This window comes from Litoribaculum gwangyangense (genome assembly GCF_039543505.1).
GTDB classification, from domain to species: Bacteria; Bacteroidota; Bacteroidia; order Flavobacteriales; family Flavobacteriaceae; genus Litoribaculum; species Litoribaculum gwangyangense.
The window spans coordinates 174,020-199,366 of the sequence record NZ_BAABJW010000001.1 but is presented as its reverse complement, the minus strand read 5'-3'; the positions used below and the strand labels follow the sequence as shown (position 1 = coordinate 199,366).

The following is a 25,347-nucleotide window of genomic DNA, read 5'->3' as shown; positions in this document are numbered from 1 at the left end:
TTTTTAAAATGAATATTACAAGAGAAAACGTAGATGCATTAAATGCTGTCGTAAAAGTAGATATCGCTAAAGAAGATTATAGTGATAAAGTAGAGAAAATCTTAACAGATTATCGTAAAACAGCTAACATTCCTGGTTTTAGAAAAGGGCATGTACCAATGGGTATGGTTAAAAAGCAATACGGAAAAGCAGTGTTGGTAGATGAAGTAAACAAACTTTTACAAGATGCTTTAAATAAATATTTAACCGAAGAAAAGTTAGATGTATTGGGGCAACCCTTGCCTAAACCTCAAGATGAAATAAACTGGGATGCCGATGGTTTTTCCTTTGAATTTGAATTAGGTTTAGCTCCAGAATTTAATGTAGATTTAAAAAGCAAAAAGTCCATTACACAATATCATATAGTAGCCGATAAAAAAATGATTGATGAGCAAGTGGAGCGTATTCAAAAACAATACGGCAAACTGGTTTCTCAAAATGTGGTTGAAAAGGATAGTGAAATAAGAGGAACTTTCACTAACGAAGAAAAGGAAATAGACAACACGGTTGCTATTACTTTAGATAAGTTTAAAGGAAAATCTACCGAAAAACAATTTATTGGCGCCAAAGTTGGCGATGTTATCACCTTAAAAACTAAAGGGCTCTATGATGATGACCATGAATTAATGCATGCGTTAAAACTTGGTCATGATGACATACATGGCTTAGATATTGAAGTTAATTTTGAAATTAAAGAAATTAACAAACGGGAATTGGCCGATTTAGATCAAGAATTATTTGACAAACTTTTTGGAAAAGGAATTGTAACATCTGTTACTGAGTTGAAGAACAAAATAAAAGAAGACGCTGAAAAGCAATTCAAGCAGCAAGCCGATCAAAAATTATTAAATGATGTTACTGAATATTTGGTTGAAAATACCAAGTTTGATTTACCAGCACAATTTTTAACCAAATGGATGCAAACTGCTGGTGAAAAGGAAATGGATTTAGACCAAGCAAAAGAAGAATATCAAAAGTCTGAGAAAAGCTTACGCTATCAATTAATAGAAGGCAAGTTGATTGAAGAAAACGATATTAAGGTAACTATGGACGATATTAAAAACCATGCCAGGGATATGATTAAGGCTCAAATGGCACAGTTTGGTCAAATGAATCCTTCCGATAAAGAATTAGACGATATTGCGGCGCGCGTATTGTCAAATCAAGATGAAGCACGTAGGATTTCTGAGCAACTTATAAGTCAAAAATTACTAAATCTTTACAAAGAAAAAGCAAATCTTAAAGTAAAGGAATTAACTTATGAAAACTTTGTTAAAGAAGTTTATGGCGATAAGTAAATAAAGAATAAATGCTTATATTTAAGCGCTTAAATCGCTAGATTTAGGCGCTTTTTTATTGAAAAATTAATCTTAAACAAAATAGATTGACACAAAATACTAACAGTCAATGTGTTAATAAAAAATATAGAATCAATTATGGATTACGCAAAAGAATTTGAAAAATTCGCGATTAAAGATCAAGGGATAAGCAGTACTTATTACAACAAAATAATAAGTAGTATGTACCCAACTAATTTAACCCCAAATATTATTGAAGAGCGCCAAATGAACATTGCTATTTTTGATGTGTTTTCGCGCTTAATGATGGACAGAATTATTTTTTTAGGAACCGCTATAAACGATCAAGTGGCTAATATAATTCAAGCTCAATTATTGTTCTTAGAAAGTACCGATTCCTCAAAAGATATTCAAATTTATATTAATTCTCCAGGTGGTAGTGTTTACGCAGGTTTGGGTATTTATGATACCATGCAATTTATAAAGCCTGATGTAGCAACCATTTGCACAGGAATGGCAGCTTCCATGGGGGCTGTGTTATTGTGTGCTGGAAAAAAGGGAAAACGAAGTGGTCTTACGCATTCGAGAGTTATGATTCACCAACCTTTGGGTGGTGCTCAAGGTCAAGCGAGTGACATTGAAATTACCGCAAGAGAGATATTGATTTTGAAAGAAGAACTCTATAAAATCATTAGTAAGCATTCAGGCCAAGATTACGACAAAGTGTATGAGGATAGTGATAGAGATTACTGGATGAAAGCCGATAAAGCTAAGGAGTATGGCATGATTGACGAGATTTTAGCTCGTAATTAAATAAAAATTAGTAATTTTAAAGAATTGTTACAGAGGTAATTAAAGAAATTATCTCAAAAGACTGAATTTAGATTAATGGCAAAAGAAGAATTGGAATGTTCGTTTTGTGGTCGTAAAAAACCTGAAACTAACTTATTAATAGCAGGATTAGATGCTCATATATGTGATAGATGTATTGAGCAAGCCCACGGTATTGTACTTGAAGAATCCAAACAAAGTGATAGTAGTGATTTATCAGCCGAATTAAAACTTCGTAAACCTCAACAAATAAAAGCTTTTTTAGATGAGTATATCATAGGTCAAAATATGACCAAAAAGGTCATGTCTGTTGCGGTATATAATCATTACAAACGTTTGCTTCAACCAACCACAAAAGATGATATTGATATCCAAAAGAGTAATATCATCATGGTAGGCCAAACAGGTACAGGTAAAACTTTAATGGCAAAAACCATTGCAAAAATGCTTAATGTGCCTTTAGCTATTGTAGATGCTACCGTTTTAACGGAAGCAGGCTATGTTGGAGAAGATGTAGAAAGTATTTTAACCCGATTATTGCAAGCAGCCGATTATAATTTGGAGAAAGCTGAAAAGGGTATTGTGTTTATTGATGAAATTGATAAAATAGCTCGTAAGAGTGACAATCCTTCAATAACACGTGATGTGTCTGGAGAAGGTGTGCAACAAGCCCTGTTAAAATTATTGGAAGGAACGATTGTTAATGTACCACCCAAAGGAGGTAGAAAACACCCAGATCAAAAATTCATTGAAGTTAATACTGAAAATATTTTATTCATTGCAGGAGGTGCTTTTGATGGCATTGAACGTCATATTTCAAAGCGCCTAAATATGCAGGCTGTAGGTTACAGTGCATCCATTTCTGATAATGTAGTAGACCAAAACCACTTATTGCAATACATCATTCCAAAAGATTTAAAAGATTTTGGATTGATTCCAGAAATTATTGGAAGACTTCCAGTACTAACTTATATGGATCCTTTGGATGCTGATACCTTAAGAGCCATTCTTACAGAGCCTAAAAATGCCATTATAAAACAGTATAAGAAATTGTTTTCTATGGATGATATCGACTTTAGTATATCAGATGGTGCCTTAGATTTTATTGTAAATAAAGCCATTGAGTATAAACTTGGAGCAAGAGGCTTGCGTTCACTTTGTGAAGAAATTTTAACAGATGCCATGTTTGAACTCCCAAGTAGCGACGAGAAAAAATTAAATGTCACGAAGTCTTACGCAGAGGATAAATTAACCAAAACAACATTGAAGAAACTTAAAGCAGTTTCTTAAAAAAATTACGTTTTCATTATAAAAAAACCACGCTATTAGCGTGGTTTTTTATTTTTTATGGATTTTAATTAATAATGGACATTATGGAAAATTTTCATTTTATTACTAAAACTTTCCCAAAAGTATTATTAAACCTAATATTTGGCAATAGTATTATTTTCCTTTTAGATAATAAGACAAAATACTCGTTTAAAAACTTTTGGCTGAGCACTTCATCGGTTTTAAAACAGTTTGCCGATAATTTTTACTCTTCCAAAATCACAAACTCTACACGGCGGTTAGCTTGTAAATCCTCTTCAGAGCAATTATTTTTACAATCTATTAATGGTTTACTTTCACCATAGCCTTTGGATTGTAACCTATCTTTGCTAATACCATTTTTAATTAGGTATTTTACGGCAGATGCAGCACGTTTGTTAGATAGGTTTAAGTTATAAGAATCCTTGCCCTTATTATCAGTATGAGCATTAATTGCTAAAGTCATTTCAGGGTTGTCTTTAAGTACTTTTACAACTTTGTTTAGCGATATGGTTGATTCTTCTTTAACGGAATATTTATTAAAGTCAAAATAAATATTTTCTAAAACAATGCGCATTTCATCTTCAACTTTAGCAATTACAGGTTCTGTTGTTAGTAATTCTAAGTTTTTATTGTAAGTGGTTTTTACGCCTCTATTCGCTAAAAAATCTACTGATGCATCTTTAAATCCATCTTTATGAGTTGAAAGAATATAGTTTTCAAAAGGCACAACATTAAATTTGTAAGTAGCATCCTCACCGGTAGTTATTTTTGCAAGTTCCTCACCATCTTCGTCTTTTAAAATTACAACCGTGTTAGGAAGTTTTATTTTTGTCTCTAAGTCTAAAATTTTACCTTCTAAAGTTTGAATTACTTCATCGTTTACAGCTGTGTAAATATCATAACGTCCTTTACCGTTTGGTCTGTTGGAAGAAACATAACCTTTGTCTTTGGCAGCCAAAAAGTAAGCGATTTCATCATAAGATGTATTGATAGTGTTACCTAAATTTCTGGGAGTTTTGTACCCGTTTTTTGAAATTTTACTAACAAAAAGATCATAACCCCCTAAGTTTTCATGCCCTTTAGAAGAAAAATATAAGTATTTGTCATCCATTGATAATGATGGGTATTTATCATCTGAAGAGGTGTTAACAGAACTTCCTAAGTTCACAGGGGTACCTAAAGAGCCATCAGCATAAATATCAGAAACATATAAATCAAAACCACCAATAGCATCAGGAAAGTTAGCTGAAAAATATAATTTATCTCCTGCATGGTTTACATATGGCGTTTCGATAGAAACATGATCTTTATTAATACTCAAAAGTTCATTATTTATCCAATTACCGTGAGAGTTTTCTTCAAGTATACCTTTGTAAAGCTTAAATTCAAGAGAGTTTTCTGCCTTGCTTCTGGTGTAATAGACCGTTTTTTGATCAGGAGAAAATGTTAATTGGTCTTCACTATCATTGGTGTTAAGTATTCTACTGAACAACATAGGTGAACTTAAAGCACCATTTCTATCAATATCTAAACAAAACAATTCTTTAAAAGCTTCTCCAGTATTCCGATCAATTTTTGCAAATCCACCTATTTTTTTTGAAGATACCATAATAAGCTTATTTCTAAAAAAGCCAGAACCGATTTCTGAGAATTCAGAATTTACCCCAGCATCTAAAAGTTCAAAATCAAAGCCGTTGGCTTCTATTAAGGGCTTAGCAGAAGGTTTAAAAAATGTATTGGTTTTATTTTCAGAATAGTTTGAAGCTATCAAATTTGAAGGACCTTGACTAATAACAATATTAGACACAAGGAAAATGAAAAAACATAATTTCGTTTTCATTGAACTAGAGGGTTAGGATTAATTAGGCCTAAATATAAAGGTAGTTCTTAGATTATTAAAAATTTCCTAGACCAATAGCCATTTAATTCGTTAAGTATTTGTTTTAGAGCCGATTCTGATTAATCTAACTGTTGCGTATTTAATTGCATCAGTTCTTCCATATAATCTCTAGTATTGGAAAGTCTGGGGATTTTATGTTGCCCACCCAATTTGTTATTTTGTTTTAACCAATCGTAAAACAAGTTTTCGCGAGCTACGTTTATTTTTGGTTTATTAAGTGTGATATTATTATAGCGTTTTGCTTCATAATCAGAGTTTAAAGCCTTTAAAGCATTGTCAAATAATTCATTAAAATAATCAATGTCTTTCGGAGGAGTTTTAAACTCTATCAGCCACTCATGGGCACCTTTTTCTTTACCATCCATAAAAATAGGGGCTGCAGTAAAATCCTTTATTTCAGATTTCGTGCGTTTGCAAACTTTTTTTAAAGCTTCTTCAGCATTTTCAATTATTAGTTCTTCTCCAAAAACATTAATATGGTGTTTTGTTCTTCCCGAAATTTTTATTCTGTAAGGACTTAACGAGGTAAATCGAACTGTATCTCCAATTTTGTAGCGCCATAAACCAGCATTAGTGGTAATAATAATGGCATAATTGATACCTAATTTGACCTCACTTAATGGAATTGCTTTTTCTTCTGATGTAGCATAGACATTCATCGGGATAAACTCATAGAAAATCCCGTAATCAAGCATTAACAATAATTCATTGGAATTGTTTTGATCCTGAATGGCAAAAAATCCTTCAGAAGCATTATAGATTTCATAGTACTTAAAATTTTTTTTAGGTAAGATTTTTTTATACTGATCTTTATACGGAGTAAAACTCACACCTCCGTGAAAATAGACTTCAAGATTTGGCCAAATATCATGTAAATTATTTTTTCCGGTGGTTTCCAAAACATTATTAAGTAGCACTAACATCCATGATGGTACACCTGCTAAACTGGTAACATTTTCATTAATAGTTTCATCAACAATAGCTTGCATTTTATATTCCCAATCACTCATTAATGATACTTTATTGCTTGGGGTACTGCTAAATTCTGCCCAAAACGGCATATTGTCAATCAAAATAGCCGATAAATCGCCAAAAGCAGTACCGTTTTCTTTGTAGAGTTCTTTACTTCCTCCAAGACGTAAACTTTTACCTGTAAATAATTGAGAGTTTTCATTATTATTAAAGTACATACAAAGCAAATCTTTGCTTGCGGCGTAATGGCAATCTTCTAACGATTCTTGACTAACGGGTATGAACTTGCTTTTTGAACGCGTAGTACCACTAGATTTCGCAAACCATTTTATAGGTGTTGGCCAAAACAAATTGCTTTCTCCTTGACGAGAACGTTGGATAATATCTTGCCAACCGTCATAATTTTTAATGGGAATGCGTTCTGCAAAAGTTTGATAGTTTTTTATGGAAGCAAAATCGAATTCTTTACCTATTTCGGTATTTTTAGCCATATCAACAAGACTCAATAGCAATTCATTTTGTACTTCATTGGGATATTTTAAAAACAATTCTATTTGATGGAATCGTTTTTTCAAAAACCAAGAAGCAATGGAATTCACTATTGGTATTGGCATATTTAGTTTATCTTTAGGTTTTCTAAAAATAAGATTTTTTTTTATGAACTACCAAGGGGTTTTAACAAAAATGGAAACCGAGTTTTCCCAACCCATACAATACTATTTGGTTTTTGAAAATGATTTCATAAACATGAACCAATTGCTGGATAAAACCATCAGCATGCAATTTGTTCAATATCAATGTTTAAATTGCGGTTTGGACAAACCTATTTACAGACAAGGGTTTTGTAAAAGCTGTTTTTTTGATATTCCACAAGCAGCCGATTGGATTATGAGACCCGAGTTAAGTACAGCACATTTAGATAAAGAAGACCGCAATTTGGAATATGAAAAGAAAGTACAATTGCAACCCCATGTTGTGTATTTGGCCAACTCAAGCGATGTGAAGGTGGGGGTTACCAGAAAAAGCCAAATACCTACCAGATGGATAGACCAAGGTGCCCACGAAGCCATTGAAATAGTTGAAGTACCAAACAGATATTTAGCAGGCATAACCGAAGTAGCGTTAAAAGATCACGTAAGTGATAAAACCAATTGGCGCACGATGCTTAAAAACGATATTGTGGATGAAAATTTAGTGGAATGGCGTGAACGCTTAAAACCATATATTCCTGATGAAGCTAAAGAATATTTCATTGAAAACAATACTGAAACTAATTTAGAATTTCCCGTGCATCACTATCCAGAAAAACCTAAAAGTTTAAATATTTTAAAAGAACAAAGCTATACCGGAAAATTAGTAGGCATTAAAGGACAATATCTCATTTTTGATGATGATACCGTGTTTAATGTTCGAGCTAATGAAGGGTTGGTAGTGCAAATTAGTCTTTAAAACTTTAAACTATTTTTAACAACCATAGCAGGTTTTAAAATTCTGGAATTTAGTATCTTGTAAATAAAAAATGAAAATTCCAGTCATGTTTTATGTAGCATTTACCACAATTTTATTGGTAATGCTAACGATTATGGTTTCAATGGATATGCCTTTTAATTGGGTATTTTATGTGATGTGTTTGGGGCAACTTTTTGTTGCCATAATGGTTTACAAGGTTTTGAAAGACAATTATACAACAGATAAGACTTTTGATAACTTTTATGAGGATAAACCCATTAATTATAATGGTTAAAATAAAAAACCACTGAACTAGCTAGTACAATGGTTTAATATCTTTTACGATAAGAAGATTAAATATCCTCTTGGTCTCTTAAATTTTGAATATATTCTGCTTTTTGAATTTCACGACGCCTTTTAACTGAGGGCTTTGTAAAAAACTGATTGTCCCTTAAGTTTTGCATCACTTTAATATTTCGATGTTTTCGTTTGTAACGTTTTAATGCACGTTCTATATTTTCTCCTTCTTTAATAATAATTTTTAACATGTATATTTTTTAGTTATTTCATTTTCCTTTTAGGACTATCCTAAATAGGTTTTTAATACTTTGCTTTTTGATGTGTGCCTCAATCTTCTGATGCCTTTTTCCTTAATTTGTCTTACTCGTTCGCGCGTTAACCCAAAATAATCCCCAATTTCTTGTAGGCTCATAGGCTGTTTCTTACTAATGCCGTAATAATGCCGTAATACATCCGCTTCTTTTTCTGAAAGTGTATTCAATGCACGATTAACTTCAATATTTAAAGAATCTTGCATTAAATTAGCATCAGCACGCGGAGATTCATCCGATTGAACCACATCATATAAATTGGATGTTTCGCCTTCTTTAAATGGCGCATCCATAGACATATGACGTCCAGAAATTTTCATAGATTGTTTTACATCACTAACCGTTAAATCCAATCTTTTGGCTATTTCGTCAGCACTCGGGGCTCTTTCGTGTTCTTGTTCTAAAAACGAATAAGCTTTGTTTATTTTATTAATAGAGCCTATTTTGTTTAAAGGTAACCTAACGATTCTAGATTGTTCTGCTAAAGCTTGAAGAATGGCTTGTCTTATCCACCAAACGGCATAGGATATAAATTTAAAACCTCGAGTTTCATCAAATCTTTTGGCCGCTTTTACCAATCCAGCATTGCCTTCATTGATTAAATCGGGTAAGGTTAAACCTTGGTTTTGATATTGTTTTGAGACTGAAACTACAAAACGTAAGTTAGCAGTGGTGAGTTTATCTAAAGCTTTTTGGTCACCCTTTCTTATGCGTTGTGCCAATTCTACTTCTTCTTCGGCAGTTATTAATGGGATTTTACTAATGTCTTGTAGGTACTTATCTAGTGATTTAGATTCTCGATTGGTAACTTGTTTCGTAATTTTAAGTTGTCTCATATATTATATTGAAAGTTAAAAAAGTTATACTTTCTACAACATAATCGAAAAAACAAGAAAACCTAATTTTTGTCTATTTTTATTTAAAAAATAGGCCAATTTGGATAAAATTTAGCTTTTTTTTAAGATTTTTATTTGAATTTGAATGTTTTTTGAATTTTTAGTTCACAGAATCTTGTGTTTTTTTCTTTTTACCCAACAAGCCACCTAAAACGTTTTTAACGGCATCTTTAGTAGTATTTGTTTTGGTGGTATCGGTTGTTTTGTTGCCAATAATTCCTCCCAAAACTTCTTTCACCGAATTATCCTGTTCTTTTTTAATGGAATCCGTTTTGGTTTTGTTACCTCCAATTAAATCCCCCAACATACCTTTAACCTTATCTTTTCCTTGATTAAGCAGTTTTTGTTTTTCAATTTCTATAAGTTGTTTTGTTAAATTTGAAATACCGCTGGTTAAATCGGTTTTCACATTGGGGCTTGTAAATGTACCACCAATATTGGCTGTAACAGGGATGGTGATATTTTTAGCTTCTTCTGAATCAATTTTACCAATCAATCGGTTTACTTCACTACCCAAATACTTTGCTGGCACATTAAAAACAGCATTATATTCTAAAGTTTTATCAAACCCATGGGCACCAGAAACCGTTATAGAAATATCCTCATATTTTAAGTCGAAAGGCTTTACACTCACTTTACCATTTGCAAACTCTAATTTGGTTTTTAAGTCCTTTAAATTCAATTTATTAAAATCTATAAAACCTAAAGAGCCTTCAAGTTTGTTGAATAATTCACTTTGGTTAGCATTGATTTGAGTAGATAAAAGTTGGGCTAATGCGTTTCCGGAAACCGTGTTAAGCTTCGGTGAGAATTCATTATCTAAATCCCCTGAAAGATTTAGTGTTGTGTTTAACTTTCCTTGTAACAATTTGGCAACGGGCGCTAAGTTTTGAAGCAACTCCAAGTCTTTAAACGATTTTGCAATATCAAAACCATCGGCACCTAAATTTAAGTTAAAAGTGGGGGTCTCATTTTTTGTGGAAATGTCGCCTGAAACTGTTAAAGCACCGTCAAAAATACTCGATTTCATATTTTGAAGAGATGCTTGTTGATCTTTAATGTAAAGCTCACCAGTAACGTTTTTTAAATTCAAATTATCGTAAACTACCGTGTTGGCGTTGGCATTAATGGCACATTCTAGAAAGGCAGGTATTTTTAACGATTCTTTATTGGTAGTGGTTTTGTTTTCAACTGTTTTGTCATCCTCCTCAGTCATAAAATCACTAACCTTAAACAAGTTTGAATCCACATTAAACTCGCCTTTTAAGGTATTGTTGCTCAATAAAAAGCCCATAAAATTTTTAATGGTTCCTGTTACGTTGATGTCGCTATCGCCCGTTTTGGCTTTAAAATTATTTAAAGAAACAGTGCCGGGATTAAAAGTCATATTGGCTTGCGTAATATGAATGGGATTTACAATAGCTTCCGAAGAAAATACAAAATCAGTAATGCTCGCTGAACCATTATTTTTTATGCGCTCGTAAGCATTTGTTTCAATCGCTTCCATATCAAAAGCGGTGTTTAATTTCGCTTTTAATATACCTGTTAAGGCGTTTTCCAACTCTATTGGGTAGGCTTTAGTGATGTTTGCTAAATTTAAAACACCATCAATCTGGGCATTCACCAACATATTTTTTGTGATGTTTTTTAAAGTTGCCGAAGATTTAAAAACATCTTCATCAATTTTAAAATCGAGTCTGTTAATGGCAATGTAGGTATCATCCGTTTTACCAGTTGTGTTTTTAATTTCGGTATCAATATTTATGTTACTAACTCGTTTGGGTAAATCAGGATATTTAAAAGATGCGTTATTGGAAGTGATTCGGATATCTAGATTAGGTATGGTTTCATCTGTAGACATACCTTTGATAACACCTTTTACTTTAAAATCGCCCGTGGTTTGAACATTTTCTATATTTTTTGAATACTCCTTTGGAATAACCGCTAGGAAATTTTTAAAATCCGATTCTGGATTTTCAAAAGTAATGTCAATATCTTGTCCGTTTTCAAGTAATTGCACCGAACCTTGGAATTCCAAAGGTAAATCATTTATAAAGCCTTTATTTTCCTTGAATGTGTATATACTGTTATTCAAGTCCATGCCAATTAACGCGTCCAGTCTTACGGGATTATTGCTTAAATAGGTGGTGCTATCCATGGAAATACTAAGGTTAGCATCACTTTTGGTATCTAATTCAGAAGCTTCTGCTGAAAAAATACCATGGCCTGAATGGTTGAGTTCAGTAACATAAATAGCTATATTGGAAGCTTCATCAAGATAAGTTAAAGCACTTTTGTTGATACTGTAATCTTCGATATCAAAAGTAAAACCGCTGTTTTTATCTCCTTCTACTTGATTTTCGGTTTCCTTGGTGATGTCATAATTATTGTTTCCAAACTTATCGGTTTTTAGGGTTAAAAGGGCTTCATTAACTGTTATTGAATTTACCACAATAGGGTCCTCACTAGCTTTTTTCAATAATTCTTTAACCGACATAGTAAACGCCATATTTTTTACGGTAGCCAAAGTTTCGTCTTTAAAAGGCTCAAAATTCGTAATAACCAAATCGGTAACCTTCACATGTGCTTGCGGAAAACTTCTAATGAAACTTAAACTTACATCGCTAAACTCAACTTTAGCGTTGAGGTTTTGGTTAATAAAGCGCTTAACCATATCTTTTATTTGTCCTTGAAAAGCAAAGGGAATAGCTATGAGAAGTGCTATAATTATAAGTATGATAATGCTAACAATTTTTAAAGCTTTCTTCATATAGGGTGTTTTGATTTTAAAATAAACTCAATATAATATACGCAAAAATGCTACTAAAAGTTGAGTAGATATCTTATCATTTTGTTAAGATTTAAGCTTTACAATAAGTCAATCTCTTCATTTACCTTCAAATTGAAGCGTTTTTTGAATAGAAAAACACCTAAGTATAAAAATGGCGTATCTAAAATGGCAATAATCAATTTAAAAAGAAATCCACTTATCAATAACCCATTGAAGTTTTCCCATTTTATTATTCCGAACGAGCATAGTAGAAATACTATGGTAAAGGTATCAACAAACTGAGAAAACCAAGTAGAAAAATTATTGCGTAACCACAGGTGTTTTCCTTTGGTTAAGCGTTTCCAGAAATGATAAATTTGAATATCCACAAACTGCGCAAACAAATACGTAAGCATACTTGCAAAAACGGCAATCATGGAGTTTCCAAATACCTTGCGAAAAGTACTATCATCAACATACGACCAGGATGTTGCTGGTACACTGCCAGCCATAAATATGATTAAAAGCGAAAATAAAGAAGCAAAAATCCCAACTACCACCACATCATTGGCGCGTTTTTTACCATAAATTTCACTGATTAAATCGGTTATTAAAAAGGTAATAGGATATGGCAAAATACCCACCGAAATTTCAAAAAGCTTACTTCCAAAAACCTCGACATCTAGAGGATACCAATAAAAAAACTTTTGAAAAATAAGGTTTGAAACAACTAATGATGTAATGAATAAGGCTCCTAAAAGGATATATATACGTTGGCCGGCAAGTTTATCTTTTAATGTCATTTATAATTGTGAATATAAAGTTTTGTCAGTTCGAGTGATGCTACGCAGTAGCATTGTATCGAGAACTAGTTATTAAATTTCTTTTTTGCTAAGTTAGGAAGCTTATTATATTCATTGTTAATTAAAGCTTCTTTTTTGGCTTTTGACCATTTTTTAATCTGTTTTTCGGTACTTATTGCCAAATCTACGTTTGTAAATTCAGCAAAATAAACTAGTTTAATAGGTCTTCTTTTGTAAGTATAGCTATCGATATGTTTACCTGATTCATGCTCCATGATTCGTTTCTCTAAATTTGAAGTAATCCCAGTATAATAAGTATTATCGGCACATTTCAAAATGTAAACAAAATAAATTTTCATAATGTTAAAAATTTAAAACTTCTTGATACAATTCCTTCGGAATCACTCGAAGTGACAAGCGCCTTTTATGTCAGTTCGAGTATTTTACAAAACATTATATATCGATAACAAATTGTGAACAAATCGTTCAGTTAAATATAAAATATTAAAAATTGTTTTAGTTATTTTGCCAAGGCTTATGTACAAATCAACCACATATCACATTGCATTAGGCAGTAATAAAGGCGATAAATTTAAAAATTTACAAGCTGCTGTGGATGCCATTCATGAACGTATTGGAAATATTAAGTTAATTTCTAGAGTTTATAAATCGGCCGCATTGGGGTTTGAAGGAGACGATTTTTTAAACTGCTGTTTGGTTTTGGAAAGCGATTTAGAGCCCCAAAAAGTACTTAAAACGTTATTGAATATTGAAAAAGATTTAGGACGTGTACGAACCAAAAAAGACACCTATGAAGCCCGAACCATAGATTTGGATATCGTGTTTGCTGAAGAGCACATTGTAGATACCAAAACCTTACAATTACCACACCCCGAGATGCAAAAACGCAGGTTTGTATTGCAACCTTTAAATGATATAGCTTCTAAAATGAGGCATCCAAAACTCGATAAAGACGTATCGTTATTATTACAGGAATGTGAAGATTCATCCATTTTAGAACCTATTAATATTTGGCTTAAAAACCCGAGTAAAGCATTTAATTTCTCAAAGTACAATTACATGGCTATTGAAGGCAATATTGGTGCGGGAAAAACCAGTTTAGCAACCAAAATAGCGCACGATTTTAATGCAAAACTCATTTTGGAGCGCTTTCAGGACAATCCGTTCTTACCCAAGTTTTACGAGGATGCCTCACGTTACGCCTTTCCTTTGGAAATGTCTTTTCTGGCAGATAGATACCAACAAATAAGTGATGATTTATCGCAACTAGATTTGTTCAAGGATTTTATTGTGAGCGATTACGATGTGTTTAAATCGTTGATTTTTTCAAAAATCACCTTGCAGGAAGATGAGTTCAAACTCTACCGAAAGCTTTTCCATTTGATGCACAAAGATTTAAAAAAGCCCGATTTATACCTTTATTTATATCAAAATACCGAACGTTTGCAAGAGAACATCAAAAAACGAGGGCGCGATTACGAACAAAATATCGATAACGCCTATTTAGAAAAAATCAATGCAGGATATTTAGAGTTTTTAAAAACCCAAACGGACTTTAATGTAAAAATTATTGATATCTCTGAACGGGATTTTATAGATAATAGAACCGATTATTTATGGATTTTGGGTGAAATTTGTGAGGATTGATTTTGGGATTGCGCTTATCGGTTCGGCTATGAGTAGTTGCGTGGTTTAGCACTTAACTTTGCAAGTACACACCAAACTGAAAATCCGCGAGGATTTTCAGAAGTAGGCGAGAACAAGCAATTACTTATAGCCATTGTTAGCAAACGTTATTTTATTTTCATTATAAATTCTGAAATTCCCATTTTAAAAATTAATCAATCATTTATTTAGTATAATTTTTTTTGAAATCATCAAATTATTCATTGAGATTCTAACAAAGTATAAGCCATTCTGCAAGGTTGGATTAAGAGTAATAATTTTACTCTTTGCTAAGTTTAGATTTATAGACTGAACTACCTTTCCGTGTAAATTAATTATTTTTATGGACGATGAAGTTTGTGGAAAACTTGTAGATACTTCTATTTTACCACTTGTAATTGTTGGATATATTAATATTTTATTACTTATAGAATTCTCATTTATAGATAAATTTTCGCTAACTTTTTTCAGCACTACAGATTGTGTCCCAACGGCATATATTGAGTTTTCAATCATTTGAACTGAATATAATATATTATTAGTACCACTTGATTCAACTTCCCAATTAAGTCCTCCATCAGTTGTTTTTCGAATTGTACCTAAATGCCCCGTGACGTAACCGTTATTTTTATCGATAAAACTTACAGAATGTAAATCCCAACCTGTATTGCTATTCTGTGGTTGCCAATTGTTCCCACCATCGGTTGTTCGAGATAATCTACCTAATGGACCTATAATAATACCATTATCTACATCAGTAAAGTGAACAGCAGGAGATGGGTTATCGATATTTGTTTGCAATGACACCCAATTTTGACCTCCATCAGTAGATTTTCTAAGGCTATCGCTCCCAAGACTGCTATCAGTAGCGAGATAAATAATGTCAGAATCAATAATGTGAACATAATTTATATGTTTGTCAAAGCTTAAATTCGTAAGGTTCACCCAATTCGCTCCTCCATCATTAGTTTTTAATATTGTGCCATTCCGACCGACAGCAAACCCTAAATTTTGATTCAAAAACCTTACACACCTTAAGCTTTCATCTGTTCCTATTTCTTGGTCTATCCAGCTTAAACCTCCGTCTACAGTTTTTTTTAACATACCTTGACTTCCAGCAATAAAACCTGTATCTGCATCTGTAAAATGGACAGAGAAAATATAAGTAGGCGTAGTAAGTGATATATCATTCCACGTCTCACCATCTGTGGTTTTTAATATTTTACCATTTTCACCTGCAGCATAGCCAATATTTTCAGATACCATAGAAATTGACCTTAATCGATTTCCACCAGGCTCTTCGTGTTGAATATTCCATTCTTGTGCAAGGGCAGAAATACTAATTAAAATAAGAAGGATAAATAGTTTTGTTTTTTTCATAGTTATTTTTTTATAATGTTTGCTAACGTTTAGGATATGAATTCGTTTTAATGATTTATATCCACCGATAAGCGAAGTTATATTTTTAAAAATTAAGAATCAAACTAAATTGTAGGGTATTTTTGTCAAAAGGCTTAACTGAAAAACTTTTTACATGATGTACAAATTCGTTACAATTTGCCCTTTATGGTTTTCCAAAATATAGGTGTCCAAACATATGTTCTCCTTAATTTTTAAATTAAAAGGAGCTTGTAATAAATCGACACCACTATTTATTTTGGTTCTATTACCTTGTCCTGAGATAATATCTAAATTAGGTTTAAAAAGACCTTTTGGGATATGTTCTGTGAGGACAACATACTTAAAATCGATAAGCTTTTCGTTAATTTTTTGGATTTCAGCGTTAGATAAATGTTGTAATACTTGTCGCAGAATAACACAATCTGCTGCTGGTAGTTCGTCTTTTGTAATATCTAAACAGAAAAACTCTAAGTTATCTTTTTTGAATATTGTTTTGTTTCGTTCAATAAGGTTTTCAACAATATCCACAGCGATATATTTTTTAGTGTGTTTGGTAAGCTGTATTCCTATGTTGAAATCGCCACAGCCCAAATCGCAAACTACCAAGGGTGTTTCGTGAGATTTTAAAAAATCGGTTACCGATTCTAGATACGGATCAATAATTTTTGGATCGTGAGATCCTTCACCAGAGTAAAAGTCAAAGTCGTTTCCACCCCAAAGATGGTGGTTATATATTTGCTCCATAACGGCTTTGGTAGGCCAGGGTTTCTTTGGAGTTTTCATTGTTTTATTGTTTATCAAAGGTAGTAAATCCTTCAAATAGTCAATAAGATGTTTTCATTTCGCATCAAGTGCGGAATCCAATTATAACTACAACTTGGGTTTAGATTCCTGCCTTCGCAGGAATGACAAGATAGTAGACTTTTAACTTTTAGCTATTCACTTTTAACTTTGAAAAAATATCCCAAACCACCACGCCACAACTCACGGAAATATTCAAGGAGTGTTTCGTGCCGAATTGCGGAATTTCAATCACATAATCGCTGGTATTTACCACCTCTTGCGAAACGCCTTTTACTTCATTGCCAAAAACCAAAGCATATTTTGTATCTGGTTCAATTTTAAAATCATGCAACATGGTGGCATTTTCAGCTTGTTCGATGGAGCAGATTTTTACACCTTCTAACTTCAGTTTTTCAATAACATCTAAAGTCTTTTTAGTATATTCCCAATCAACCGTTTCGGTACTTCCCAAAGCAGTTTTATGAATATCTTTATGCGGAGGCGTTGCGGTGATGCCACATAGATAAATTTTTTCAATTAAAAATGCGTCACTGGTTCTAAAGACAGAACCAATATTATTCAAGCTTCTAATATTATCAAGCACAATAATGATGGGCGTTTTTGCTGCTTCTTTAAAAGCATCAACACTCAAACGATCCAGTTCGCTATTTTTTAGTTTACGCATGTTAAAATCTTGTAACTTTTGTAGATAACTTGTGTAGTTTCCATTTCAAAAACCCTTAAATTAATACTACATTAGCAATCCTACAATTTTGTCAAAAATAACATTTAAAAATCACTTTACCATTGGCTAAAAAAGTAAAAAAGGAAACCCCATTAATGAAACAATACAATGCCATTAAGGCAAAGTATCCAGATGCTTTGCTATTGTTTCGTGTGGGTGATTTTTACGAAACTTTTGGTGAAGATGCGGTGAGAGCTGCTGGTATTTTAGGAATTATTTTAACCAAACGAGGTGCTGGTAGCGAAAGTGAAACCGAGTTGGCAGGTTTTCCACATCACTCTTTAAACACTTATTTACCCAAGTTGGTAAAAGCTGGAGAGCGTGTTGCCATTTGCGACCAATTGGAAGATCCCAAACAAACCAAAACGATTGTAAAGCGAGGTGTTACCGAATTAGTAACTCCAGGGGTGGCTTTAAACGATGAGGTTCTGGTGTCTAAATCCAATAACTTTTTATGCTCGGTGTATTTTGATAAAAACTATATTGGGGTTTCATTTTTAGATATATCAACTGGGGAGTTTTTAACTTCACAAGGCAATGCCGAATATATTGATAAACTACTTCAAAATTTCAACCCCAGTGAGGTTTTGGTATCCAAACAAAAACGAAGTCTTTTTAAAGAAACTTTTGGTGATGATTTTCATACCTTTTATATGGAAGATTGGGTATACCAAACCGATTATGCCTATGAAACTCTTATAAAGCACTTTAATACAAAAACGCTTAAAGGCTTTGGTATTGAAGATTTGTATGAAGGCATTATTGCTTCAGGTTCTATACTTCATTATTTATGTGAGACGCAACATCATAAACTGCAACATATTACTTCTATTTCCAGAATTGCTGAAGATGAATATGTGTGGATGGATAGATTTACAATTAGAAATTTAGAGCTTTACAACTCAACAAATAATAACGCGGTTACCCTTTTAAACGTGATTGACAAAACCATTTCGCCTATGGGCGGACGCCTGTTAAAACGTTGGTTGGCTTTACCGCTTAAAAGTTTAGATAAAATAAAACAACGCCATGAGGTGGTGAGCTTTTTAGCTAAGGAAAACAACACCCTTCAAAAAATTCAAAATCACATCAAACATATAGGAGATTTAGAACGCTTAATTTCCAAAACGGCTACAGGTAAGGTAAATCCACGTGAAGTTATTCAGCTAAAAAACTCCTTGGAATCCATTGTCCCCATAAAATCTATAGCTTCAAATTGTGATAACGAATCGTTGAAAATTATTGGAGAGACTCTTCAAAGTTGTGAAGTGCTTCGAGAAAAAATCAAACAAACGTTGAATGAAGATGCACCGGTAAATGTATTGAAAGGAAACACGATTTCTGCTGGGTTTTCTCCAGAATTGGATGAGTTAAGAGGGTTGTCAAAATCAGGTAAGAATTACCTAGACCAAATGCTTGAAAGAGAAACCGAGCGCACGGGGATTACCTCATTGAAAATAGACTCTAACAACGTTTTTGGTTATTATATTGAAGTTAGAAATACTCATAAAGATAAGGTTCCAGTCGAATGGATTCGTAAACAAACTCTAGTGAGTGCCGAACGTTACATAACAGAAGAGCTAAAAGAATATGAAGCTAAAATTTTAGGTGCCGAGGAACGTATTTTGGCCATTGAGCAGCAGTTATTTGCGGATTTAGTGAGTTGGATGAATCAATTTATAAAAGCGGTTCAGCAAAATGCCTACTTAATTGGTCAGTTGGATTGTTTGTGCGGGTTTGCTCAACTGGCAAAAGATAATCATTACGTGTATCCAACTATGGATGATTCGTTTGATTTAGAAATTAAAGATGGTCGCCACCCTGTTATTGAGAAGCAATTACCTTTAGGTGAAGCCTATATAGCCAACGATGTCTTTTTAGATAGGATTTCACAACAAATCATCATGATTACCGGGCCTAATATGTCCGGTAAATCGGCAATTTTACGTCAAACGGCATTAATCGTTTTATTGGCTCAAATAGGAAGTTTTGTGCCTGCAGAATCTGCTCGGATTGGTCTGGTAGATAAGATATTTACTAGAGTAGGAGCTAGTGATAATATCTCAATGGGCGAATCCACTTTTATGGTTGAAATGAATGAAACGGCTTCTATTTTGAACAACATTTCCAACAGAAGTTTAGTATTACTAGATGAAATTGGTCGTGGAACTAGTACTTATGATGGAATTTCCATTGCTTGGGCTATTAGTGAATATTTACATGAGCACCCTGCAAAACCTAAAACACTTTTTGCTACCCATTATCATGAGCTAAATGAAATGACTGAAACGTTTGAGCGCATTAAAAACTATAACGTTTCAGTAAAAGAATTAAAAGATAATGTACTTTTTTTAAGAAAATTGGTTAAGGGTGGTAGTGCCCATAGTTTTGGTATTCATGTAGCTAAAATGGCCGGTATGCCGCAACAAGTGTTGCATCGCGCCAATAAAATACTGAAAAAGCTGGAACAATCACATTCCAGTGAGGAACTTACCGACAAGGTTAAATCCATGCAAAATGACATGCAGTTGAGTTTTTTTAATTTAGACGACCCACTACTTGAGAATATAAAAGACGAAATATTGCATATTGATATTGATACTCTTACTCCCGTTGAGGCGCTTATGAAATTGAATGAGATTAAGCGTATGTTAGTCAAGAAAAAACAAGCTTAAAATAAATTTTATTTATTTTATAAAAAGCCTTTGGTTTTAGTAGAAATATTTTAAATTTGCATCCGCAATCGAAGGATTGAGCGTTCATTATAAAAACTGCGAAAGTAGCTCAGGGGTAGAGCATCACCTTGCCAAGGTGAGGGTCGCGGGTTCAAATCCCGTCTTTCGCTCTGAAACTTTCTTAAAATACCAAAGTTGCTGAAGTGGTGGAATTGGTAGACACGTTGGACTTAAAATCCAATGAACATTAGTTCGTGCGGGTTCAAGTCCCGCCTTCAGTACTGTTTAAAACCGTAATTGATTTATTTATAAAGCTTTACGGTTTTTTTATTTCTCATTTGGTTTTACCATGATTAGCTATAACAAAAAGTTATATTCTTAAGTCTTTATTTTACTTATCATGTTTATGGCCTAGTTTAATACTTCTTACCTACGTTATGGTGTTTCTTGGTATCATGAAAACTTTAACAAAGAACTTATCTATTGAATAACAGTTGAGAAGGAAGGTATTTGGGAATGAAGTTTTTTATGGGTGCTATCAATATTTTTTAATTACAAAGGCTACCATCACTTTTAGTTATCTTAAGGAAGCTCTCAAGGTCTTTTATATACCCTATCTTTATTGGTCCTCCATTTTTTGGGGTTATAGTAACAAAAACGCACAGTACAGGTAATGCATTGCTTACTAAATTAAAAAGGCGTTCATATTCTTCGGAAGTTAGATAAACAGTGCCATTGGTGAAATCATTACAATTATTTGTGCTATGATATTTAACACTATACTCATCACATTCAATTATTTCCTCAACAATATTTTTAGCCAGTTGAACTTCATCACATCTTAAAAATAATAGAGTTAAAACAAAAATTAAGAGTATTTTTTTCAAAATTGGTTTAAATTACTTTTAGTATAGGCTATTTAATCCATGATTAGTTGAAACTTATTAAAATTAGCAGCATACCTCTCAAAACTTATTATGGGTATTAAGGTGTTTAACTACTTATTCTTAAGTATATACCATCTGTATCCGAAATTCAAAATCGCTTTTGATTGAAATGATAATGATGCATCGGAATTAAGTGGGTTAAATTCAATGGAGGTAATCCAATATCCTTTTTTCCCTTTTGTAAAACTAGATTGCAAGTACAGATTAAATGGGAATGGTCTTACTCCGACGATCACTTTAGTATTATTAAACTTTTTACCTATTCCCAATTTACCGGTAACAAGTGATGGAAGTGCAAATCCCGCTTCATATTCAAAAATTAAATTATTTTCATTGATATATGTTCCCCCCCAAAGAACTGAAGTTCCCGGAAAAATGAAATCATCTTCAGTCATATAAGCAACACCAAAATTCCATTCCACGAAAGAATTCTTTGATTTTTCCCTAGATATTTCTTGTGCGTCAATGTTATTAAAGAAAAAAAATGTTAAAAGAGAAATTAAAAGTAGTTTTTTCAAAATAGGTAGGTTTTAATTTCTTTCAATGTAGCCTATTTTTTGTAATTAAAGGTTTTTAAATATTAAAACTTTACGACTTACCTATCGGCTATAACATATTTAAATTTCTTAATTCAGTTATGGGGTTATGTTTAGCATATTAAATAACAACAAGAAAGAGCTCATATATTACATAAAGGTTGCATTCTTCTTTTTCTGAAATATTAATATCTAAAAATGTATGTATTGCCTTACTGCTTTCATAGGACCATTTTTAGGTTAGTATATTAGTTTCACACCAAACCGATTTCTACTAATATAAAAGGTTAGCTTGTACTAATTTAGGATTCAATCATTCGGAATGGACAGATTTTCAAAATACAGCTGATACATTGCCCTTTTGGAATTATAAGGTAAATTGCAATTTTGTCTTTCCCGACTAAGTAAGGGGTATAGATGTTTCGATGCAAGTAGGAGTACGTGAACGGGTTCTTTATGATTGATGAAAATATATTAATTTGTTAAATGCGTGCGTCATTAACGATGACAAAATTATTAAATCTAAAATACTCGTTTAATATCTCATAAGAATAAAATAAACCTTAAGAATCTCATTATAGGTTATACTAATTCCTTGAAATAAAGTTAAAATTTGGTAGGAAATAGGATATTGTGGTGCACAAAGCCCTATATTTTTAGATAGTGCTTTTTTTATTCAACACATTTTAATTTATCCATAAAAAATTCTTTATACTGAATGTTCAAGATACTTACGGAAGCTTTAGTACCTTTTAATACGATTGATTTTATTGGTGAATTTTTTAAAAGATCTATTTTAGATTCAGATAATATGGCCTTTAAACTAAAATAATCGCAATCTAGGCTTCCTGAATGATAAAATACAATTTCTTTATTGTTTTCAAGCGTAATTGAGACACTAGACCTTGTGCTGGGTACGTAACTTGCACAACCTAAATTTTCGGAATAATTGAAATGAATTTTAGAAATATTGCCTTGTCGTAATAGTTCAATATTCAGACTTTCATTAACAAAATATTTATCAGTAATTATAATTTGTTGCTTTTTAAAAATATCGTATTCATTTATTAAATAATGGCATGTGTTACGAAATTTTAATTCCTCTGATGATAGTTCAATGGCATTATTGGTATTCACCGCTTTTTCAATAGAGTCTTTTCTTCTTTGTTGGTTCATGAGCTCTACCTGTTTCCTTTCAGCTTCAAGGGCTTCTCGTTGTTTTTGCTGCTCAACTTTAAAGATGGAATCACGTTTTCTTTTTGCTATTTCCTGGGCCATCCTTTGTTTTTCTTCTTGAACGGCTTTTGCGATGGAGTCTTTTCTTCTCTGTTGGTTAGTGAGCTCTAGTTGTATTCTTTCAGCTTCAAGTGCTTCTTGTTTTTTTTGCTGCTCAACTTTAAAGATGGAATCACGTTTTCTTTTTGCTGTTTCCTGGGCCATCCGAAGCTTTTCCTCTTGAACGGCTTTTGCGATGGAGTCCTGCTTTCTCTTCAGGGTGATTTGTTCTTGTCTTTTTTTCTCGGCTTCCAAGATTTCTAACTGCTTTTGATCTTCAACTTTTTTAATGGAATCTTCTTTTGCATGAGCAATTTCTTCTATTCTTTTTTGTCTTTGTGCTCTTTCTTGAATGGCTTTTTGTCGTTGTTCTTCTTCATGGTCAAAATATAAATCCATCACACGTTCTGTAATAACCAAGAATTGATCTTTTACAAAACCTTCCCATTCTTTATACTTTATTTTATAAGTATACTTGCCTAAATAAGCGACTACGATACATTTTTCTCCTTCTTTAAACTGAGCTAATGGTTCTGATGAATCATTCATCGTTTTATACAAACTACCGCTTTGAATAAATTGAGTAGTTATATCTTCTTCCTGGGAAAAAGACATAAGATTTGTAATAAAAAACAGCAGAAAAAGAACTACTGCTTTGGAGGTTAAAAACATAATTTTTTGTGATAATCTATTGGGGTTTATCTAGCAAATTTAATAAAAAAAACCGCCATTGGCGGTTTTAAGTTTTCTGTATCAGTAAACGCTTGCTTGTTTACTTAATCAACTTTTTTTTCAACGGCTTCAGCAGCTTTTTTAACAGCATCACCAGTTGCTTTGGCCGCATCGTTTACTGCATCTTTGGTTGCTTTTGCAGCACTGTCAATGGCTTCTCCTGTAGCATCAAAAGCATCATCAATCGCTTTATCAGCTTCACTTAATGCATTATTTGTAGCCTCTTCGACTGCGTCAGAAGCTTTTTCAATTGCTTCTTCCGCAGAATCAGCTTTTTTTGTATCTCTACAAGATGCAAAACTTAAGCATAGAGCTAAGAATAAAAAAGTACTTAATAATTTTTTCATTAGTTTGTTTATTATTGTTAATTAAAAATATAAAGTTGATGTTGAATTTCTTTACTAAACAATTTATATACGAAGATAATTAACTATTTGGACGACAGCACCTTTATTATTTTTGATGTAACCACTATTTCTGTAACCTGCAGAAAATCTTTTCTCCTTATTGTGGATGAGTTCTTTTAAAATAGTATTAAACTCATTTTGATTTGAAATGGAAAACATGCCACCGTTATCAATCATGGTTTGTGCCTCTGGGAATTTTTGATGATGGCTTCCAATAATTATAGGAACTCCAAATACGGCGGGCTCTAAAGTGTTATGTAAGCCAGTTTTACCAATAGCTCCACCAACATAAGCGATGTCTGAATAACTATAAATTTTAGATAGAATACCAATGGTATCTATTATGAAAACTTGGGCACTCTCAAGATTTTTGGTGTCTTTTTCAGAAAACAAAATACTTTCAACAGTTAATTTCTCTTGAATGGTTTTTATCTGGGCTTTTTTAATATTGTGTGGAGCAATAATAAACTTCACATCTTTTGAAGCTTTCAAATTTATAAAATCAATAAGTAATGTTTCGTCTTCTGGCCACGTGCTTCCCGCAACGACACACAATTTATTAGATTTAAATGCTTCAACAAAACTTAAAGTATTATTCAAGCTTAATTGATTGGAAACACGATCAAACCTAGTATCGCCAGAAACGGTTACATGATTGTAATTTAAGGTTTGTAATAAGGTTTTGGAAGCTTCATTTTGGGTAAAAATGTGTTCAAAAGCGAATAAAGATTGCCTTAATGGTTTTCCATAGAATTTAAAATAGGTTTGATTTTTTCTGAAAACCGCTGAAATTAAAATGGCCCTCAAGTTTCTTTTTTTTAGTTCATTTAAAAAATGGGGCCAAATATCATATTTCACAAAAATGGTGAGTTCAGGATTTACAATATTTAAAAACTTTTTTGCATTTTTTTTTGTGTCTATTGGGAGGTAAACAATCGCATCGGCAATGGGTGCGTTTTTTCTAATTTCGTAACCCGATGGCGAAAAAAAGCTAAGTACTATTTTATGGGCTTTATAGTGTTTTTTCAGTTCTTCAAAAACCGGCAAACCTTGCTCGTATTCACCTAACGAAGCACAATGGAACCACAAGGTTTTATCGGTTTTCTCCAAACATTCTGTTAAGATTTTGAAAGTATTTTTTCTGCCAATAACTCCCTTTTTTAATTTGTCATTAAAAAGAGCGCCACATTTTAAAATAAAATGGGTAATATGGATTATTATGTTGTAAATTAAATTCAACGATTTTGTTTGTGCTAAAATACATCTCTTTATAATAAATT

22 protein-coding genes and 2 tRNA genes are annotated in these 25,347 nt (G+C 32.6%); 9 read left to right on the top strand and 15 right to left on the bottom strand.

Annotation, left to right across the window (positions count from 1 at the left end; translation table 11 throughout):
* Nucleotides 1-8: 8 nt before the first annotated feature.
* The 3 genes from tig (at nt 9) to clpX (ending at nt 3,458) form a co-directional block, all read left to right on the top strand.
* Nucleotides 9-1,337, top strand: a complete 1,329-nt coding sequence (gene tig / locus ABD963_RS00855) for a trigger factor (RefSeq protein WP_345275046.1) — start codon at nt 9-11, stop codon at nt 1,335-1,337.
* 138 nt (nt 1,338-1,475) lie between these two features.
* The gene (clpP, locus tag ABD963_RS00850) at nt 1,476-2,150 is read left to right on the top strand and encodes an ATP-dependent Clp endopeptidase proteolytic subunit ClpP (protein ID WP_345275045.1); all 675 of its coding nucleotides are present in this window, start codon (nt 1,476-1,478) and stop codon (nt 2,148-2,150) included.
* 75 nt (nt 2,151-2,225) lie between these two features.
* Nucleotides 2,226-3,458, top strand: coding sequence for an ATP-dependent Clp protease ATP-binding subunit ClpX (gene clpX / locus ABD963_RS00845; RefSeq protein WP_345275044.1), 1,233 nt, complete (start codon nt 2,226-2,228; stop codon nt 3,456-3,458).
* Between the two features lie 244 nt (nt 3,459-3,702).
* On the opposite strand, the gene ABD963_RS00840 is transcribed toward clpX, so the two are convergent.
* Together ABD963_RS00840 and ABD963_RS00835 are read right to left on the bottom strand one after the other, a co-directional pair.
* Entirely contained in the window at nt 3,703-5,319 is a 1,617-nt protein-coding gene (locus ABD963_RS00840) for an OmpA family protein (protein WP_345275043.1), read from the bottom strand.
* A 119-nt stretch (nt 5,320-5,438) separates the two neighbouring features.
* Complete coding sequence (locus ABD963_RS00835; protein WP_345275042.1) at nt 5,439-6,965, bottom strand: GH3 auxin-responsive promoter family protein; 1,527 nt, start codon at nt 6,963-6,965, stop codon at nt 5,439-5,441.
* 43 nt (nt 6,966-7,008) lie between these two features.
* On the opposite strand from ABD963_RS00835, the gene ABD963_RS00830 reads away from it, so the two are divergent.
* A complete protein-coding gene (locus ABD963_RS00830; protein ID WP_345275926.1) occupies nt 7,009-7,800 on the top strand; it encodes a DUF2797 domain-containing protein in 792 nt (263 codons plus the stop codon).
* 70 nt (nt 7,801-7,870) lie between these two features.
* Complete coding sequence (locus ABD963_RS00825; protein ID WP_345275041.1) at nt 7,871-8,095, top strand: hypothetical protein; 225 nt, start codon at nt 7,871-7,873, stop codon at nt 8,093-8,095.
* Nucleotides 8,096-8,153: 58 nt separating this feature from the next.
* Here ABD963_RS00825 and rpsU read toward each other — a convergent pair whose 3' ends face one another.
* The 5 genes from rpsU to ABD963_RS00800 form a co-directional block, all read right to left on the bottom strand.
* Nucleotides 8,154-8,348, bottom strand: coding sequence for a 30S ribosomal protein S21 (gene rpsU, locus ABD963_RS00820; protein WP_345275040.1), 195 nt, complete (start codon nt 8,346-8,348; stop codon nt 8,154-8,156).
* Between the two features lie 35 nt (nt 8,349-8,383).
* Nucleotides 8,384-9,247, bottom strand: coding sequence for a sigma-70 family RNA polymerase sigma factor (locus ABD963_RS00815; RefSeq protein ID WP_345275039.1), 864 nt, complete (start codon nt 9,245-9,247; stop codon nt 8,384-8,386).
* A gap of 160 nt (nt 9,248-9,407) precedes the next feature.
* On the bottom strand, nt 9,408-12,077 hold the full coding sequence (locus tag ABD963_RS00810; RefSeq protein WP_345275038.1) for an AsmA family protein: 2,670 nt from the start codon (nt 12,075-12,077) through the stop codon (nt 9,408-9,410).
* Nucleotides 12,078-12,175: 98 nt separating this feature from the next.
* Nucleotides 12,176-12,880 carry a queuosine precursor transporter gene (locus ABD963_RS00805; RefSeq protein ID WP_345275037.1) on the bottom strand — a complete coding sequence of 235 codons (705 nt, stop codon included), beginning with the start codon at nt 12,878-12,880 and terminating at the stop codon, nt 12,176-12,178.
* 65 nt (nt 12,881-12,945) lie between these two features.
* Nucleotides 12,946-13,239 carry a GIY-YIG nuclease family protein gene (locus ABD963_RS00800; protein WP_345275036.1) on the bottom strand — a complete coding sequence of 98 codons (294 nt, stop codon included), beginning with the start codon at nt 13,237-13,239 and terminating at the stop codon, nt 12,946-12,948.
* Between the two features lie 178 nt (nt 13,240-13,417).
* Between ABD963_RS00800 and folK the strand changes: the two genes are divergently transcribed.
* A complete protein-coding gene (gene folK / locus ABD963_RS00795; protein ID WP_345275035.1) occupies nt 13,418-14,548 on the top strand; it encodes a 2-amino-4-hydroxy-6-hydroxymethyldihydropteridine diphosphokinase in 1,131 nt (376 codons plus the stop codon).
* A 198-nt stretch (nt 14,549-14,746) separates the two neighbouring features.
* Here folK and ABD963_RS00790 read toward each other — a convergent pair whose 3' ends face one another.
* The 3 genes from ABD963_RS00790 to ABD963_RS00780 form a co-directional block, all read right to left on the bottom strand.
* A complete protein-coding gene (locus ABD963_RS00790) occupies nt 14,747-15,832 on the bottom strand; it encodes a YCF48-related protein (protein WP_345275034.1) in 1,086 nt (361 codons plus the stop codon).
* Between the two features lie 264 nt (nt 15,833-16,096).
* A complete protein-coding gene (locus ABD963_RS00785; RefSeq protein ID WP_345275033.1) occupies nt 16,097-16,750 on the bottom strand; it encodes a class I SAM-dependent methyltransferase in 654 nt (217 codons plus the stop codon).
* Nucleotides 16,751-16,898: 148 nt separating this feature from the next.
* Nucleotides 16,899-17,435: an RNA methyltransferase gene (locus tag ABD963_RS00780; RefSeq protein WP_345275032.1), complete on the bottom strand. Its 537-nt coding sequence runs from the start codon at nt 17,433-17,435 to the stop codon at nt 16,899-16,901.
* A gap of 122 nt (nt 17,436-17,557) precedes the next feature.
* Here ABD963_RS00780 and mutS point away from each other — a divergent pair, with 122 nt between their 5' ends.
* The 3 genes from mutS (at nt 17,558) to ABD963_RS00765 (ending at nt 20,451) form a co-directional block, all read left to right on the top strand.
* The gene (gene mutS / locus ABD963_RS00775; RefSeq protein WP_345275031.1) at nt 17,558-20,170 is read left to right on the top strand and encodes a DNA mismatch repair protein MutS; all 2,613 of its coding nucleotides are present in this window, start codon (nt 17,558-17,560) and stop codon (nt 20,168-20,170) included.
* Nucleotides 20,171-20,268: 98 nt separating this feature from the next.
* Nucleotides 20,269-20,340 (top strand) — tRNA-Gly (locus tag ABD963_RS00770).
* A 27-nt stretch (nt 20,341-20,367) separates the two neighbouring features.
* Nucleotides 20,368-20,451 (top strand) — tRNA-Leu (locus ABD963_RS00765).
* Nucleotides 20,452-20,718: 267 nt separating this feature from the next.
* Here the strand turns inward: ABD963_RS00765 and ABD963_RS00760 are convergent.
* The 5 genes from ABD963_RS00760 to ABD963_RS00740 form a co-directional block, all read right to left on the bottom strand.
* Nucleotides 20,719-21,057, bottom strand: a complete 339-nt coding sequence (locus ABD963_RS00760) for a hypothetical protein (RefSeq protein ID WP_345275030.1) — start codon at nt 21,055-21,057, stop codon at nt 20,719-20,721.
* A gap of 110 nt (nt 21,058-21,167) precedes the next feature.
* Nucleotides 21,168-21,635 carry a hypothetical protein gene (locus ABD963_RS00755; RefSeq protein WP_345275029.1) on the bottom strand — a complete coding sequence of 156 codons (468 nt, stop codon included), beginning with the start codon at nt 21,633-21,635 and terminating at the stop codon, nt 21,168-21,170.
* Between the two features lie 690 nt (nt 21,636-22,325).
* A complete protein-coding gene (locus ABD963_RS00750; protein ID WP_345275028.1) occupies nt 22,326-23,600 on the bottom strand; it encodes a hypothetical protein in 1,275 nt (424 codons plus the stop codon).
* A gap of 104 nt (nt 23,601-23,704) precedes the next feature.
* Nucleotides 23,705-24,007 carry a hypothetical protein gene (locus tag ABD963_RS00745; RefSeq protein ID WP_345275027.1) on the bottom strand — a complete coding sequence of 101 codons (303 nt, stop codon included), beginning with the start codon at nt 24,005-24,007 and terminating at the stop codon, nt 23,705-23,707.
* A 63-nt stretch (nt 24,008-24,070) separates the two neighbouring features.
* The gene (locus ABD963_RS00740; RefSeq protein WP_345275026.1) at nt 24,071-25,306 is read right to left on the bottom strand and encodes a 3-deoxy-D-manno-octulosonic acid transferase; all 1,236 of its coding nucleotides are present in this window, start codon (nt 25,304-25,306) and stop codon (nt 24,071-24,073) included.
* Nucleotides 25,307-25,347: the final 41 nt, after the last annotated feature.